The following is a 14,577-nucleotide window of genomic DNA, read 5'->3' on the forward strand; positions in this document are numbered from 1 at the left end:
CTCCGACCCCGACCGGACCGCCTTCATCACAGCGCTCGAAGCGGCCGTCGTATCAACCTGACCGTCCGCCGGTGACCATCGGCGGCATCGGGCGAAGGCACACAAGTGCTGACGGGCATGACAAGCTGTCCTTCCCATTGCCCGAACCCAGGAGGTCCCCATGGCTGCAGAGTCTGCATCGCAGGAAGGTTCGGAGCCGACCGAGGCCGCGAACGAAGGCCTTGCGCCCGACGCCGACGGCCAGTACGACCTGAAGCGCAAGTTCCGCGAGGCGCTGGACCGTAAGCGCGGCCTGCAGTCGGACGCCGCCGGCGGCGCCGCGAAGACCGGATCGAAGATCCGCGGTGCGCACGGTCCGGCTTCGAGCCAGAAGTCGTTCCGACGCAAGAGCGGCGGCTGACCACGGCAGCGCTCCTTCGAAGGTGACGCGCCGCATGGCACGCTGAGCCCCCTGGGTCTGTGATCGTCTGGGAGGTTGCCACGTGGCGCGGTATCAGCCGGCGGGGACCGTGGGTGACCCGGAAGCCCACGCCGAGGAGAACCGGCTCCGCAAGGACCTCGGTTTCTGGGGCCTGACAGCGATCGGCTTCTCCAACATCCTCGGCTCGGGCTGGTTGTTCGCCGCCCTGTACGCCGCGCAGACCGCCGGCCCCGCCGCACTGCTGTCCTGGATCGCGGCCGGCGCGCTCTGCGCACTGGTGGCCCTGGTCATGGTCGAACTCGGCGCCACCAGGCCAGAGGGCGGCGGCACCGTCCGGTGGCCGCTGTACGCGAGCGGCCGGCTGGTCGGCACGGTCGTCGGCTGGTCCGTCCTGCTCTCCGTGGGAGGCACCGCCGCCGAGATCAGCGCGATCATGCAGTACGCCGCCCACTACGTGCCCGGGCTCTACGAGGGTGGCCGGCTCACCGCGTCGGGCCTGGGCGTCGCCTCCGCGCTCAGCGTGCTGCTCACCGCGCTGAACTGGTTCGCGGTGAGGATGTTCGCCCGCCTGAACAACCTGGTGTCGGTGTTCAAGGTCGTCGTCCCCCTTGTCACCATCGTCGCGCTCTTCCTGTCCGGCACGCACTCGGGCCGCCTCACCGAGCACGGCGGCTTCGCCCCTTACGGCTACGCCGCCTGCCTGACCGCGCTCGCCGGCGGCGGCATCGTGTACTCCGTGAACGGTTTCCAGGCCCCCCTGGACTTCTCCGGCGAAGCCCGCAACCCCCGCCGCAACGTTCCCGCGGCCGTGCTCACCGGCATCGGCCTCGCGGTGCTGGTCTACCTCGGGCTCCAACTCGCCTTCCTCTACACGGTGCCCGACTCGCTCCTCGCGCACGGCTGGCAGGGCGTGAACTTCGATTCGCCGTTCGGCCAGCTCGCCCTAGTGCTCAACCTGCACTGGCTGGCCACGCTGCTCTACGCCGACGCGGTGGTCTCCCCGGGCGGTTCGGCCTACGTGGGCGTCGCCATCGACGCCCGCCACACCTACGCCCTGGCGAAGAACGGCCTGGTGCCCCGGTTCTTCATGCGCATCGACCCCCGCTCCGGGATCGCGCGCCGCGCCCTGGTCCTCAACCTCGTCGTCATCATCCTGTTCATGCTGCCGTTCGGCGGCTGGCAGGACATCGTGAGCGTGATGGGGGACATGTACCTCCTGATCTACGCCGCCTCGGCGGTCGCCGTCGCGTCCTTCCGGGCGCACGACCGAGAACGCGGAGTGCCCCTCGCGGACGGTCAGGTGCGGGGCGTGCGCTGGATCGCGCCGGTCAGCTTCGCCGTGGCCACCGAGTTCATCTACTGGTCCGGCTGGGAACACCTGCGGCTCGCCCTGCCCCTGGTCCTGGCCGGTGTCCCGCTGTACCTGCTGCAACAGGGCCGGACAGCGGGACGGCCCGTCCGCGAGGAACTGCGTCAGGGGGCCTGGATCGTCTTCCATCTGGCGGCGCTGACCCTGCTGTCATGGCTCGGCACGTTCGGTGGCTCCGGCCGACTGCCGGCTCCGTACGACACCGTCGTGGTCGGCGTTCTGGCTCTCGCGGTCTTCGTATGGGCGGTGCGCTCGGGCGCAGCCCATCTCCGTACGGATCCGTCGGCCGAGCGGGTGTTCTAGGGATGTGAGGGTCAGGCGCCTCGCGATCACTCCGCACCGGCGCCCGGCGATGGCGAAAACCCATCGGCTGACCTGTTTGCCCAGGTCAGGAGCCATGGCCGCATCCGGGCGGCCGGAGTAGATTGGTTGATGTCAAGCAACTAACTCCGGCGGGAGTGATGCCCTGTGGCAAGGACAACCGCTGAGTCGGCCGCCGCACGTCGGGGTGGCCTCCGGGAGCCGGGACCGCGTTACAAGTGGATCGCGCTCTCCAACACCACGCTGGGCGTGCTGATCGCGACGATCAATATGTCGATCATGCTCATCGCCTTGCCGGACATCTTCCGGGGCATCGGCGTGGATCCGCTACAGCCCGGCAACACGAGCCTGCTGCTGTGGCTGATCATGAGCTACATGGTGGTCACCGCCGTGCTGGTGGTCAGCTTCGGACGCCTCGGTGACATGTACGGCCGGGTCCGGATGTACAACATGGGATTCGCGGTGTTCACCGTGTTCTCGGTGCTGTTGTCGGTGACCTGGATGCACGGCACGGCGGGCGCCCTGTGGCTGATCGGCATGCGGGTCCTGCAGGGTGTCGGCGGGGCGATGCTGATGGCGAACTCCAACGCCATCCTCACCGACGCCTTCCCCGCCCGTCAGCGCGGCCTCGCACTGGGGCTGAACCAGGTGGCGGGCATCACCGGATCCTTCATCGGCCTCGTCCTCGGCGGACTGCTCGGGCCCCTCAACTGGCATCTGGTGTTCCTGGTGTCCGTGCCGTTCGGCCTGTTCGGCACCGTGTGGGCCTATCTGAAGCTGTACGACACGGGCGTACGGGCGGGGGCACGCCTGGACTGGTGGGGCAACCTCACCTTCGCCGTGGGCCTGATCGCCGTACTGGCCGGCATCACCTACGGCATCCAGCCCTACGGCGGCGACATCATGGGCTGGGCCAACCCCGGGGTGATCGCCGCGATCACCGGCGGGATGGCGATGCTGGCCGTCTTCTGCGTGGTGGAGACCAGGGTCCCCGAGCCGATGTTCCACCTGTCGCTGTTCAGGATCCGCGCGTTCACCGCGGGGAACGTGGCCAGTCTGCTGGCGGCGCTCGGGCGCGGCGGCCTGATGTTCATCCTGATCATCTGGCTCCAGGGCATCTGGCTGCCCCGCCACGGCTACGGTTTCGAGCAGACCCCGCTGTGGGCCGGCATCTACATGCTCCCGCTGACGGTCGGGTTCCTGGTGGCGGGGCCCTTCTCCGGCTGGGCTTCGGACCGGTTCGGGGCCAGGGCCTTCGCCACCGGAGGCATGCTGCTGGCCGCCGCCACCTTCCTGGCCCTCCAGGCGCTGCCGGTCGACTTCAACTACCCGGCGTTCGCCCTCGTCCTGCTGTTGAACGGGCTCGGCATGGGCCTCTTCGCGGCACCCAACCGGGCGGCCATCATGAACAGCCTGCCGCCCGACCAGCGTGGGGTGGGCGCCGGGATCAGCACCACGTTCCAGAACTCGGCCACGGTGCTCTCCATCGGCATCTTCTTCTCCCTGATGATCGCGGGTCTGTCCGTCGCCCTCCCCGACGCCCTCAACCACGGCCTGACCGCGCAGGGGGTACCCGCCGCCGACGCCGCGAAGGTCGCCGCCCTCCCGCCGGTCGGCGTGCTGTTCGCCTCGCTCCTCGGCTACAACCCGATCCAGACCCTGCTCGGCCCGCACGTCCTCGCTCAACTGCCCCCGGGCCACGCCCACTACCTCACCGGGCGCGGCTTCTTCCCGGAGCTGATCTCCCAGCCGTTCGCCGACGGTCTGTCCGTGGCCTTCGACTTCGCGATCGCCGCGTGCGTCGTCGCCGCCATCGCTTCCATGCTGCGCGGCGGCCGCTACATCCACGACGACAGGCCTCTGCCCCAACCCGTCCCGCTTCCGGCACTCGCCCCGCCCCCACAGACGGCCGCGCCCGCACGGACAGCCCCGCCCCCACAGACGCCCTCGCCCCCGGCAGCCCAGCCGACGCCCCGATCGGAGGGGCCGTGATGACCTCCCCCTTCGACTCCGCTGCCTTCGACTCCGCTGCCTTCGACTCCGACGCCGCCGACTCGGACCCCTTCGACTCCGAGCAGTCGGCGGAGCTCGCCGAGAGGCTCCGTGCCGCGATTCAGCAGCTCCTCCCCGAACTGCGCGCCCAAGGCATGCAGAACCAACTCACCCCCAGCCGCCTGGCCGCCCTGGCGGCCCTCTCCGCGCACGGGCCGCTGCGCATCAGCGACCTCGCCACACGCATGGGCATCGCCCTGTCCACCGTCTCCCGCATGGTGGACCTGCTCGACGGCTTCGGATGGATCGAACGCGAGGCGGACCCGAAGGACCAGCGAGCCACCCTGATCGCGCTCAACGAAACGGGCCAGGCACTTCTTGACTCCACGCGCCGCCAAGCAGCCACCCGTCTCGCCGAGCGGATCGACCAGCTCACCGCCGATCACCGGCACACCCTGCACGACGCCCTGCCTGCCCTGGAAGCCCTCTCCACGCAGCGCCCCGCCGAACCCCCGCCGGGCGAGCCACCGGGGACCGGCCGACGCCAGGGCCTACCTACCCGTCGGCGCCGCCCGGCCGGGGGGCCGGATCGCGCTGGATGGCGATGATGGCGGCGTCGTCGCTGAGGTGCCCTCGGCAGTGGGCGAGGAGGTCCCGGCGGATGTGATCCAGGAGCGCTTCCGGGCTGCTCGTGGTCCACTGCTCGACTCGCTGCGCGAACGGATAGAAGACTCCGCCCTCATCGCGGGCCTCGGTGACCCCGTCCGTGTAGAGGACCAAGGTGTCACCGGCGTCGAAGGCGAACTCGTCGACGGGATACGGCGCGACCCGCAGCCCGGCCACGCCGAGGGGCGGGGCCGGGTGGGGACTGGTGAGGGTGCGGACGCGGTGCTCGTGCAGCAGTAACGGCGGGGGATGCCCGCAAGAGGTCATGCGGGTCATGCGCCCGTGAATGGGGATGTCCAGCAGCAGGGCGGTGATGAAGTGCTCGTCGACCTCGTCCTCCGCCTCGACGAAATCGGCGAGGTAGCGGGACACACTCCGGTCCAGGGCGACAGCGAGCGCGGGCAGCGTCGCGTGCTGGTCGGCGACCACGCGGAACGAACCGAGCAGCAGCGCCGACTCGCCGACGGCGGACAGCCCGTGTCCTCGGACATCACCGATGATCATCCGTACGCCGTCGTCGGTGCCGGTCGCCGTGTAGAGGTCGCCGCCGATCTCGGCCTCGTCCTCCGCCGCCAGGTACAGCGACGCGATCCGCAACGGGCCGATGCGGTGGGGGAGCGGCCGCAGCAGGGCCTTCTGCGCGGCCTCGGCCACGGACCGCACTTTGGCCAGCTCCCGTCTCCGGTGCTCGCGCACGCGGCAGAAGAACACGATCAGGCTAGTGAGGAGGGCGAGGGAGAAGATCTGCACCATCACGTTGCGTGTGTTCAGGACGCCGAAATGGATGCCGATGAACGCCTGGGCCCCGACGGCCAAGGCCCCGATGAACGCTGTCAGGCGAGGTCCGGCGAAGGAGGCGGTGAGTGCGGGGGCCACGACCAGCAGCGGCCCCAGATGCACGTCGGCCGGAACCAGGAGGTCCACGAACGTGATCACCACGATGAGCGCGAGCGGAAACATCACCAGCGCGTGACTCGGCTGCCACCGCTGCCACAGACCGCCCGAGCGCCGCCGTTGGCCCACGTCATCCACTGTGCACCCTCGCAGCGCGACATGGGCATCGAGAGGGCCATCACCTGCGCTGATTGCACAGGGTGACGATTCCTGACCGCAGAGGGGCCGCCACGGCGACACTGCCCGCGTCGCGGAGCTCAGCCGTTCCACGTCGTAGAGTCCGGGGCCATGGTTCGTAACACCGCCCAGGCGGCAGCGGAGTGCACAGCGGCCGGTGACCCGGGCCCGGCCCGTACTGGAGCGGCTTCGTGAGCATCTCGATCGTGCTGTTCACGTCCGACCTCCGCGTGCACGACCACCCGCCGCTACGGGCGGCGCTCCGCGCGTCGAGTGAGGTGGTGCCGCTGTTCGTACGCGACAGGGGGATCGCGTCCGCCGGGTACACCGCGCCCAATCGGGAAGCGTTCCTCGCGGACTGCCTGGGCGATCTCGACGCGGCGCTGCGCGCGTGCGGCGGGCGCCTCGTGGTGCGGTCGGGGGACGTGGCCGATGCCGTGGCCGGCGTCGCGGCCGAGACCGGCGCGCAAGCCGTGCACCTGGCGGGCGGCGTCAGCGCGTACGCGCAGCGGCGTGAGGAGCGGCTCAGGAACGTCCTGGAGGCGCAGGGGCGGAGACTGATCGTCCACGACACGGTCATCACCGCGGTGGCGCCGGGCGCCGTCACCCCGGCGTCGTCGGACCACTTCGCCGTGTTCACCCCGTACTACCGGCACTGGTCGGAGCAGCATCTGCGCGACGTCCTCGCCGCGCCGCGCGCGATCCGGGTCCCGGACGGCGTGGCCACGGAGGGGACACCGTCACGCGCACAGGTCTCCGGGACCTCGCCGGGCCTCGCGACCGGCGGGGAGAGCGCGGGCCGCAAACAGCTGACCGCGTGGCTACGGCGTGGTGTCGGAGGCTACGAGGACGGGCACGACGACCTGCCCGGCGACGCGACATCACGCCTGTCGCCCCACCTGCACTTCGGCACGCTCTCCCCGGTCGAACTCGTCCATCGGGCGCGTCGAGCCGGTGGTCCGGGCGCCGACGCGTTCGTACGTCAGCTCGCCTGGCGCGACTTCCACCACCAGGTCCTCGCCGCGCGCCCGGCCGCCGCGGCGCGCGACTACCGCACCCGGCACGACCGCTGGCGCTCCGAACGAGCGGCGGCCCGGGACATCGAGGCGTGGCGCGACGGGCTCACGGGCTATCCCGTGATCGACGCGGCCATGCGGCAACTGCGCCACGAGGGCTGGATGCACAACCGCGGCCGCCTCCTGACGGCGAGCTTCCTCACGAAGACGCTGTACGTCGACTGGCGAGTCGGCGCCCGTCACTTCCTCGACCTCCTGGTCGACGGCGACATCGCGAACAACCAGCTCAACTGGCAGTGGATGGCGGGGACCGGCACCGACTCGCGCCCCAACCGCGTCCTCAACCCCGTGACGCAGGCGAAGCGTTACGACCCGGACGGCGCGTACGTGCGCCGCTGGGTGCCGGAACTCGAGGGCCTCGCCGGGTCCGCCGTGCACGAGCCGTGGAAGCAGCCCGGACCCGAGCGCGCGAAGTACGCCTACCCGGACCCGATCGTCGAACTCGCCGAAGGTCTCGAGCGGTTCAGGCGGGCGCGCGGGCGGGACTGAGCCCGCGCGGGGCCCGTGTCAGCGGCCCCGTTTCGGCGGGCGAGGGAAGAATCCGCTCGTGCGGGCGGCGTACGCGGCGTATCCGGGACGCTCGGCCATGTGCCGTTCCAGAAGCGGTTTTCCGCTCCCCCTGAGCAGCAGATAGCTCATGGTGAGCGGAGAGACGACAGTGACGGCGGCCGGCGCCGCCCCCGCGTCGCAGGCGACGAGGAAGAGACCCCACCACACACAGAAGTCACCGAAGTAGTTGGGGTGTCGTGTGAGGCTCCACAGACCGCGGTCCATGACGCGTCCCCGGTGGGCCGGGTCGGACTTGAAGCGGGCGAGCTGATGGTCGCCCACCGCCTCGAAGAAGAGTCCCACCGCCCAGAGCGCGGCTCCGGCCACCGCGAAGGCGGACAGAGGGCGTGCGCCGTACTGCGCCGCCTGTACCGGCAGCGACACCAGCCAGACCAGGGCGCCTTGCAGCAGATACACGATGCGCAGGGCGTACAGGTCGCGGTTGCCTGGGGCCTTGGCGAGCAGTGCCTCGTAGCGTGGGTCCTCGCCGTGGCCGCGCCCTCGCCGTGCGATGTGCAGCGCGAGCCGCAGGCCCCACACCGCGGTGAGCACGGTGACCAGCAGGCGCCGTCCCGGGTCGCCGTCGCCGGCCGACATCACGTAGGACACGAGCGCGACGGCCGTGAAACCGATGCCCCATGCCACGTCCACGATCCGGTGCAGACCCGTGCGCACGGCGACGGCGAAGGTGACCGCCATGACGAGGAGCGCCGCGCCCGCGGCCGGTGCGAGGTTCAGGGCGAACGCGGCCCAGTCGAACCCGATCACCGCTCGGCCCCGCCGCCCGGCCGGGGAACGGTCGCCGAACCCCCGCGCGGGCCGTCCTTCGTGAACAGGTACTGCTGGACGTCCAGGTAGCCCGCGCGGAACCCCGCCTCGGAGTACGCGAGGTAGAAGGTCCACATGCGGCGGAACGTGGCGTCGAAGCCGAGCTCATCGACCTCGTCGGCGCGTTCGGTGAAGCGTTCGCGCCACAGCCGCAACGTCTCGGCGTAGTGGGCGCCGAAGCCGTCGCGGCGTGCGGTGCGCAGGCCGGTGCGGTCGCGGACCGTCTCCTCGATCGCCTCCACGGAGGGCAGCTGACCACCGGGGAAGATGTACTTGTGGATCCAGGTGAAGGTGCCACGGCTGGCGAGCATCCGGTCGTGCGGCATGGTGATGGCCTGGAGGGCGGCACGGCCGCCCGGCACGAGCCGTTCGTCGAGCGTCCTGAAGTAGACGGGCCAGAACTCCTCGCCCACCGCCTCGACCATCTCGACACTCACCACGGCGTCGTATGTTCCCCGGGCCTCCCGGTAGTCGCACAGCTCCACGGAGATCCGGTCGGCCGCCCCCGCGGCGCGGATGCGCTCACGCGCCAGGTCACGCTGCTCGGCGGAGAGAGTGAGCGTGGTGACGCGGGCGCCACGGGCGGCGGCTCTGATCGCGAGCTCGCCCCAGCCGGTTCCGATCTCCAACAGGCGGGTGCCGGAGGTGACTTCGGCGAGGTCGAGCAGCCGGTCGATCTTGGCGTGCTGTGCCGCTTCGAGGTGCCGCCAGGTCGCGGGGAAACCGCGGAAGACGGCGGACGAGTAGCTGAGCGATTCGTCGAGGAACAGGGTGAACAGGTCGTTCGACAGGTCGTAGTGGCGGCTGATGTTGTCGCGGGCACCGACCGGGGTGTTGCGCTCGGAGGCCGGGTGCCGCGGCGCCCAGAGACCGCGCAACCGCTGGAGGGGGCGCGGGATCAGTTCGGCGGCATGGCCGGCGAGCACGCTCAGGGCTGCCACGAGGTCGGGAGCGTCCCACTCCCCGGCCATGTAGGACTCCCCGAAGCCGACGAGGCCGCTCACGCCGATGCGACGGTAGAAGGCCTCCGGGTCGTGGATCCTCAACAGAGGCCCGCCCTGGCCGAGTTGACTGCCGCCCGCGAGTCGCACATGCAGCGGGAGGCGGTCCAGCGCGCCGCGCACGACCGCCTGGGAGACGGCGGTTCTCGCGCGCGAGGACCGGGGCGCCGACGCGACGTCCGGCCAGCGGGCCGCGTCCACGGCCGCGGTGTCGGCTGCGGTGGCGGACCGCCGCTCGGCGTGGGCGCGGTGGGTCACCGGGAAGTTCATTCCATGCCTTTCTGTACTCGGTGTCGTGGGCGGGGCCGCAGGGGCAGCCCCTTCAGATACAGGCGGATGCCGTGCGCACGGATCGCGGCCGAGACGGCGAGCGTGGGCCAGGGGTGCCGCAGCGCGGCGCGGACCAGCGCTCCCGAGGTGGCTTCCTGGCGGAGGCCCCGGACGGTCGCCGTGAACGGCCTGCCGCCTGCTCGCTCCAGGTGCACGGCGAGATCGAGCCGCTCCCCGGGCAGGGGCAGACGCATCCGGTACTGCCCGTCGACGGGGAAGAACGGCGAGACGTAGAACTCTTTGTCCACGCGGAATTCCTCGTGGAACCCTTCGCGGAAAGCCTCGTCCGGGCTCAGCAGGTAGCAGTGCCGTTCGCCGTACGTGTTGTGGACCTCGGCCACCACGCAGCGCAGTTCGCCGTCCCGGTCGTGGCACCAGAAGAGGGTGAGCGGGTTGAAGACGTGCCCCAGGACGCGGGCCTGCGCGAGCATGACGACGGGTCCGGTCGGGGACGGGACACCGTGCCCGGCCAGGAACTTCTCCAGACCGGCCCGGATCGTGGGCTCCGCTCCGCCGAAGTGGTCCCGCGCCTCGAACCGGGCCAGGGGACGCAGAGGGGCGGGGAGACGGGGCGGGCGGTCCACGTCGATCAGCCACAGGTAGGTGCGGTGCCGCAGCACGTGGCGCCTGGGCGCGGAGCGCACGTGTGTGACCAGGCACGGGTACAGCGCGGGCGCATGTCCGGGAGGGAGACCGCGCGCCGGGGCGGACGAGGGGCGGGGGGCGGGGATCACCAGACCACCCCCAGCGCCGCGGCCGCCGCCGCGCCCGAGCGGCAGCCGTCCTCGTGGAAACCCCAGCCGTGATAGGCCCCCGCATAGGCGGTGCGTGGCCCGCTGAGGGCGGGGAGCCGCCGCTGGGCGGCCACTGACTCCGGGGTGAGGACCGGATGTTCGTACGTCATGCGGGCCAGTACGCGCCCGGGGTCGACGCGGTCCTCGCCGCCGAGGGTGACGACGAAGGTCTCGGGTGCGGTGAGGCGCTGCAGACGGTTCATGTCGTAGCTGACGCGGACCCGGTCGGCCGCGACGCCGCAGGTCGGCATGAGGTAGTTCCAGGCGGCGCGCGCCCCCGCGGCCTTGGGCAGGACGCCGGTGTCGGTGTGCAGGACGGTGTTGTTGCGCGAGTAGTGAAAGGCTCCGAGGACTTGACTCTCCTCGGGCGTGGGGTCGGCGAGGAGGCGCAGGGCCTGGTCGGGGTGGGTGGCGATGACGACGGAGTCGTACGTCGTCGTCAGCCCGTCCTCGGTAGTGAGCTCGACGCCGTCGGAGTGCCGTCGCACGGACCGTACGGGCGTGGCGGTGTGTACGGCGCCCAGCTGCTTCACGACGCGGTCGACGTAGCTGCGTGAGCCGCCGGTCACCGTGCGCCACACCGGTGAGCCGGTGACCGACAGCAAACCGTGGTGCGCCAGGAACCGGAACAGGTAACGGGCCGGAGCGCGCCGGGCCGTGGCGGCGTCGCACGACCATACGGCGGCGACGAGCGGCGTCATGAAGTGGGCGACGAAGTACGCGGAGAAGCGGCCCCGGGTCAGGAACTCGCCGAGGGTGAGGGCGTCGTCGTCGCTCTCGGCCAGCAGTCGGCGAGCGGCCCGGTGGAAGGCGGGCACCTCGGCCAGCATGCGCAGATAGCGCCCGCGCGCCACGTTGCGCGGCTGCGCGAACAGGCCCGAAGGCCCCCGGGCCCCGGCGTACTCGAGGCCGCAGCCTTCGCAGCGTACGGACATGCTCATCTCCGACTCCTGCGTGGTGACGCCGAGTTCGGAGAAGAGCCGCAGCAGGTTCGGGTAGGTGCGGCGGTTGTGGACGATGAATCCCGAGTCGACCCGGTGCAGGCTGCCGTCGGCCGAGGGCACGTCGTGGGTGTGCGCGTGACCGCCGGTCCTGTCGTCGGCCTCGTACATCACCACGCCGTGGCGGCGTGCAAGGACATGGGCGGCGGTGAGACCCGCCACGCCGCTCCCCACGACCGCTGTCCGTATGGCCTGTGCCGCACCCGTCACGATCCACTCCTCATGCTCCGCGCCTCCGCTCGACTGTCCGCTCGGAGGACTCATGGGTAATCCGGAGCCGAGGCGGGGGCGGATTGGCCGGGATGTTCGCCGCGGCACCGGTGACAGAGGATCTGGACGCGGAGCGCGCCGCGTACCGCGTGGAGAACCCGTCCGCATCAGCACCAATCCGCTGGTGCCCCGGCTACGCATTACCGGTGTCCCGCCGTTCCCTTCCGGAAGATCGCCACGTGAACCGAATCGCACCCCTTGGGGCGTCACCCGCGCCGGAGCCCGACCTCCAGGCGCTCATGGGCCGGACCGCCAAGGGCAGCCAGGAGGCCTTCGCCGCCGTGTACGACCGGGTGGCCGGGCCGGTCTTCGGAGTGGTGCGCAGCGTGCTGCGTGACCACGCGCAGTCAGAGGAGGTGGCCCAGGAGGTCCTGATCGAGGTGTGGCGCAGCGCCGCCCGCTACCGCCCGGACCGTGGTACGGCCATGAACTGGGTACTCACCCTCGCCCACCGGCGTGCCATCGACCGGGTCCGGTCGGTCGAGGCCTCCGCCGCCAGGGAGCGGCAGGCCGCCTTCCTGGACCGCACCCCCGAGTTCGACGAGGTGACCGAGCAGGTGGAGCACCGCCTCGAACGCGAACAGGTACGCCGCTGTCTGGGCGGCCTCACGGAGCTCCAGCGTCAGTCGGTGACGCTGGCCTACTACCGCGGACTCACGTACCGGGAAGTGGCCGAGCTTCTCGGGTTGCCTCTCGGCACGGTCAAGACGCGACTGCGGGACGGTCTGATCCGCCTGCGCGACTGCCTGGGGGTGAACGCATGACGAACGCCGATGTCCACACGCTGACCGGTGCCTACGTGCTCCACGCGCTGTCCGAGGACGAGCGGGCCGCGTTCGAGCGCCACCTCGGGGCCTGCGAGACCTGCACCCAGGAAGTGGCCGAACTGGCGGCCACGGCAGGCAGGTTGGGACTCGCCGTCAGTGAGAGCCCGTCGCCCGACCTCAAGGCCCGGGTGATGGGACGGATCCCCAATGTCCGCCAGGAGTCGCCGCTCCCGAAGTCGCCCGAGAGGAGTGGCGGGAACCCGGCGCGGGGCCGCCGCGCGTCGCGCTGGGCACTCGCCGCGTGCCTGGCTGCCGCTGCCGGTCTCGGCGGCGTCGCGGTGTGGCAGCACGAGGAGGCACGGGACGCGCGGGCCGAGGCCGGCGCGGAGCACCGGCGGTCGGCGGAGCTCGCGGCAGTTCTGGGGGCGCCCGACGCCAAGGCCGGCACCGCGCGTCTCGGCGACGGCGCGAGCGCCACGGTGGTCGTCTCCAAGAGCCGCGACAAGGCGGCGTTCGTGTCGTCCGGACTGGCCACGCCGCCGTCCGGCAAGGTCTACCAACTGTGGTTCGCCGACGGCGACACGATGCGTCCGGCCGGCCTGCTCGACCCCGCCTCGCGGGCGCAGGCCGTCCTCCTGGACGGCCCCGTCGACAAGGCGTCAGGCATGGGCATCACGGTCGAACCGGCGGGCGGATCCCCCGAACCCACCTCTGCGCCGGTGGCCCTGATGAACTTCCCCGCCTGAGCGTGCATGGCACCGGCGAGGCAGGGAAATGCCTCGCCGAACATGTCTTCGCGTCCTATTCCAGTTTCTTGAACATGTGGACATCCTCGGCGCCGCCCGGGATTCCCAGGGTCCGGCCGGTCTCGACATATCCGTGGCGCTGGTAGAACTCCGGTGCCTGGAAGGTGAAGGACGATACGCAGGCGCGATCGCAGCCGCGCCGCCGCGCCTCCTCCTCCGCGGCCAGGAGGATCTTTGATCCCCACCCGTCCTTACGGCTCTTCTCGCGGATCCAGAGCATCTCGATGCCGAGCAGCCCACCCCACGTCCAGCCGGAAAGGCCGCCGAGCAGCTCACCGGCGTCGTCGACCACCTTCACCGACAGCGAAGTCTGATCTGAGGCAGTGGTTCCGGTGGCGGGGAAGTTGACCTCGTCCAATCCCTGGGACAAGCGTTCGTTGAGTTCGGTGTCGCGCTGCCCGACGCTCAGCGTCTCGCCGGTCCGATCTTGTGTCATGCGGCGGATTCTGACACAGGCGCCGTTCGGCGAGTCCGGCGGCCGCTCGGGTGAATGGCTGCCCGCCTCGTTGCGGGTGTGGCATGCATTACCTGTCTGGAACCCGAATTCTTCGGCGACCCTCATAGCCCCGTTCCGGGTCGCCATTGCGGCTACCTCGTATCCGCCGACCGCCACCGATCACCCCAGGCATGGGAAGGCAGCCTCATGAGCAGCAAGCTGATCGTCACCGCGTTCATCACCATGGACGGCATCATGCAGGCTCCGGGCGGTCCGGGCGAGGACGTCGACGCCGGTTTCGAGCACGGCGGCTGGCAAGTCCCGTACGTCGACGAGGACTTCAGGGTCCTGATGACGGGGATCTTCGAGGAGACCGCCGACCATCTGCTCCTCGGTCGGCACACGTACGACATCTTCGCCGCCCACTGGCCCCGCGTGACCGACGAGAACGACCCGATCGCCGTGAGGCTGAACGCGATGCCCAAGTACGTCGCCTCGCGCACTATGGACAGCCTTGCGTGGAACAACTCTCATCTCCTCAAGGGGGAGGCGGCCGAGTCCGTCGCGCAGCTCAAGGAGGACCTCGACGGCGTGATCATGACGCAGGGGAGCAGCGACCTCATTCGCACCCTGCAGGAGCACGACCTCGTCGACGAGTACCGGCTGCTCATCAACCCCGTGATCCTCGGAACCGGCAAGCGGCTCTTCGCCGAAGGCGCCGCCCCTGCCGCCTGGACGCTCACCGAGTCAGGCGCCACTGGCGCAGGCGTTCAGTACTGCGTCTACGAACGGGCGGGCAGGCCCCAGTACGGATCCCTCCAGCTGGACGACCAGGCGTGAGGCCGGAGGAGGAGGCGGAGAAGGGGAACAGGAACGGCA

The 14,577-nt window shown here is 70.8% G+C and carries 14 protein-coding genes; 8 read left to right on the forward strand and 6 right to left on the reverse strand.

The window, feature by feature from the left end; all coding sequences use genetic code 11:
- Positions 1-160 precede the first annotated feature (160 nt).
- From LGI35_RS41365 to LGI35_RS41380, 4 genes are all read left to right on the forward strand, one after another.
- On the forward strand, positions 161-400 hold the full coding sequence (locus tag LGI35_RS41365; protein WP_227299568.1) for a DUF5302 domain-containing protein: 240 nt from the start codon (positions 161-163) through the stop codon (positions 398-400).
- A gap of 82 nt (positions 401-482) precedes the next feature.
- Positions 483-2,093 (forward strand): APC family permease, encoded by a 1,611-nt coding sequence (locus LGI35_RS41370; RefSeq protein ID WP_227299569.1) that lies wholly within the window; start codon positions 483-485, stop codon positions 2,091-2,093.
- Positions 2,094-2,258: 165 nt separating this feature from the next.
- Complete coding sequence (locus tag LGI35_RS41375; RefSeq protein ID WP_227299570.1) at positions 2,259-4,103, forward strand: MFS transporter; 1,845 nt, start codon at positions 2,259-2,261, stop codon at positions 4,101-4,103.
- Positions 4,103-4,711 carry a MarR family winged helix-turn-helix transcriptional regulator gene (locus tag LGI35_RS41380; protein WP_227299571.1) on the forward strand — a complete coding sequence of 203 codons (609 nt, stop codon included), beginning with the start codon at positions 4,103-4,105 and terminating at the stop codon, positions 4,709-4,711. The genes LGI35_RS41375 and LGI35_RS41380 overlap by 1 nt, the downstream gene beginning before the upstream one ends.
- On the opposite strand, the gene LGI35_RS41385 is transcribed toward LGI35_RS41380, so the two are convergent.
- Positions 4,659-5,792 (reverse strand): PP2C family protein-serine/threonine phosphatase, encoded by a 1,134-nt coding sequence (locus LGI35_RS41385; protein ID WP_341483481.1) that lies wholly within the window; start codon positions 5,790-5,792, stop codon positions 4,659-4,661. The genes LGI35_RS41380 and LGI35_RS41385 overlap by 53 nt on opposite strands.
- Positions 5,793-6,031: 239 nt before the next feature.
- Between LGI35_RS41385 and LGI35_RS41390 the strand changes: the two genes are divergently transcribed.
- Positions 6,032-7,405, forward strand: a complete 1,374-nt coding sequence (locus tag LGI35_RS41390; protein ID WP_227299572.1) for a cryptochrome/photolyase family protein — start codon at positions 6,032-6,034, stop codon at positions 7,403-7,405.
- An 18-nt stretch (positions 7,406-7,423) separates the two neighbouring features.
- On the opposite strand, the gene LGI35_RS41395 is transcribed toward LGI35_RS41390, so the two are convergent.
- The 4 genes from LGI35_RS41395 to LGI35_RS41410 all read right to left on the reverse strand — a co-directional run bounded on the left by LGI35_RS41395 (position 7,424) and on the right by LGI35_RS41410 (position 11,629).
- A complete protein-coding gene (locus tag LGI35_RS41395) occupies positions 7,424-8,233 on the reverse strand; it encodes a DUF1295 domain-containing protein (RefSeq protein ID WP_227299573.1) in 810 nt (269 codons plus the stop codon).
- The gene (locus LGI35_RS41400) at positions 8,230-9,564 is read right to left on the reverse strand and encodes an SAM-dependent methyltransferase (protein ID WP_227299574.1); all 1,335 of its coding nucleotides are present in this window, start codon (positions 9,562-9,564) and stop codon (positions 8,230-8,232) included. Before LGI35_RS41400 ends, LGI35_RS41395 begins: the two co-directional genes overlap by 4 nt.
- Positions 9,561-10,268 carry a DUF1365 domain-containing protein gene (locus LGI35_RS41405; protein WP_376222926.1) on the reverse strand — a complete coding sequence of 236 codons (708 nt, stop codon included), beginning with the start codon at positions 10,266-10,268 and terminating at the stop codon, positions 9,561-9,563. Before LGI35_RS41405 ends, LGI35_RS41400 begins: the two co-directional genes overlap by 4 nt.
- An 86-nt stretch (positions 10,269-10,354) precedes the next feature.
- A complete protein-coding gene (locus LGI35_RS41410; protein ID WP_227299575.1) occupies positions 10,355-11,629 on the reverse strand; it encodes an NAD(P)/FAD-dependent oxidoreductase in 1,275 nt (424 codons plus the stop codon).
- Between the two features lie 239 nt (positions 11,630-11,868).
- Between LGI35_RS41410 and LGI35_RS41415 the strand changes: the two genes are divergently transcribed.
- Together LGI35_RS41415 and LGI35_RS41420 are read left to right on the forward strand one after the other, a co-directional pair.
- A complete protein-coding gene (locus tag LGI35_RS41415; protein ID WP_227299576.1) occupies positions 11,869-12,453 on the forward strand; it encodes a sigma-70 family RNA polymerase sigma factor in 585 nt (194 codons plus the stop codon).
- Positions 12,450-13,202, forward strand: a complete 753-nt coding sequence (locus LGI35_RS41420) for an anti-sigma factor (RefSeq protein WP_227299577.1) — start codon at positions 12,450-12,452, stop codon at positions 13,200-13,202. The genes LGI35_RS41415 and LGI35_RS41420 overlap by 4 nt, the downstream gene beginning before the upstream one ends.
- Before the next feature lie 55 nt (positions 13,203-13,257).
- Here LGI35_RS41420 and LGI35_RS41425 read toward each other — a convergent pair whose 3' ends face one another.
- A complete protein-coding gene (locus tag LGI35_RS41425; RefSeq protein ID WP_227299578.1) occupies positions 13,258-13,824 on the reverse strand; it encodes a GNAT family N-acetyltransferase in 567 nt (188 codons plus the stop codon).
- An 81-nt stretch (positions 13,825-13,905) separates the two neighbouring features.
- Between LGI35_RS41425 and LGI35_RS41430 the strand changes: the two genes are divergently transcribed.
- Positions 13,906-14,538 (forward strand): dihydrofolate reductase family protein, encoded by a 633-nt coding sequence (locus tag LGI35_RS41430; RefSeq protein ID WP_227299579.1) that lies wholly within the window; start codon positions 13,906-13,908, stop codon positions 14,536-14,538.
- The last annotated feature ends 39 nt before the right edge of the window (positions 14,539-14,577 follow it).

Source organism: Streptomyces longhuiensis, assembly GCF_020616555.1.
In the GTDB taxonomy this organism is placed as follows: domain Bacteria; phylum Actinomycetota; class Actinomycetes; order Streptomycetales; family Streptomycetaceae; genus Streptomyces; species Streptomyces longhuiensis.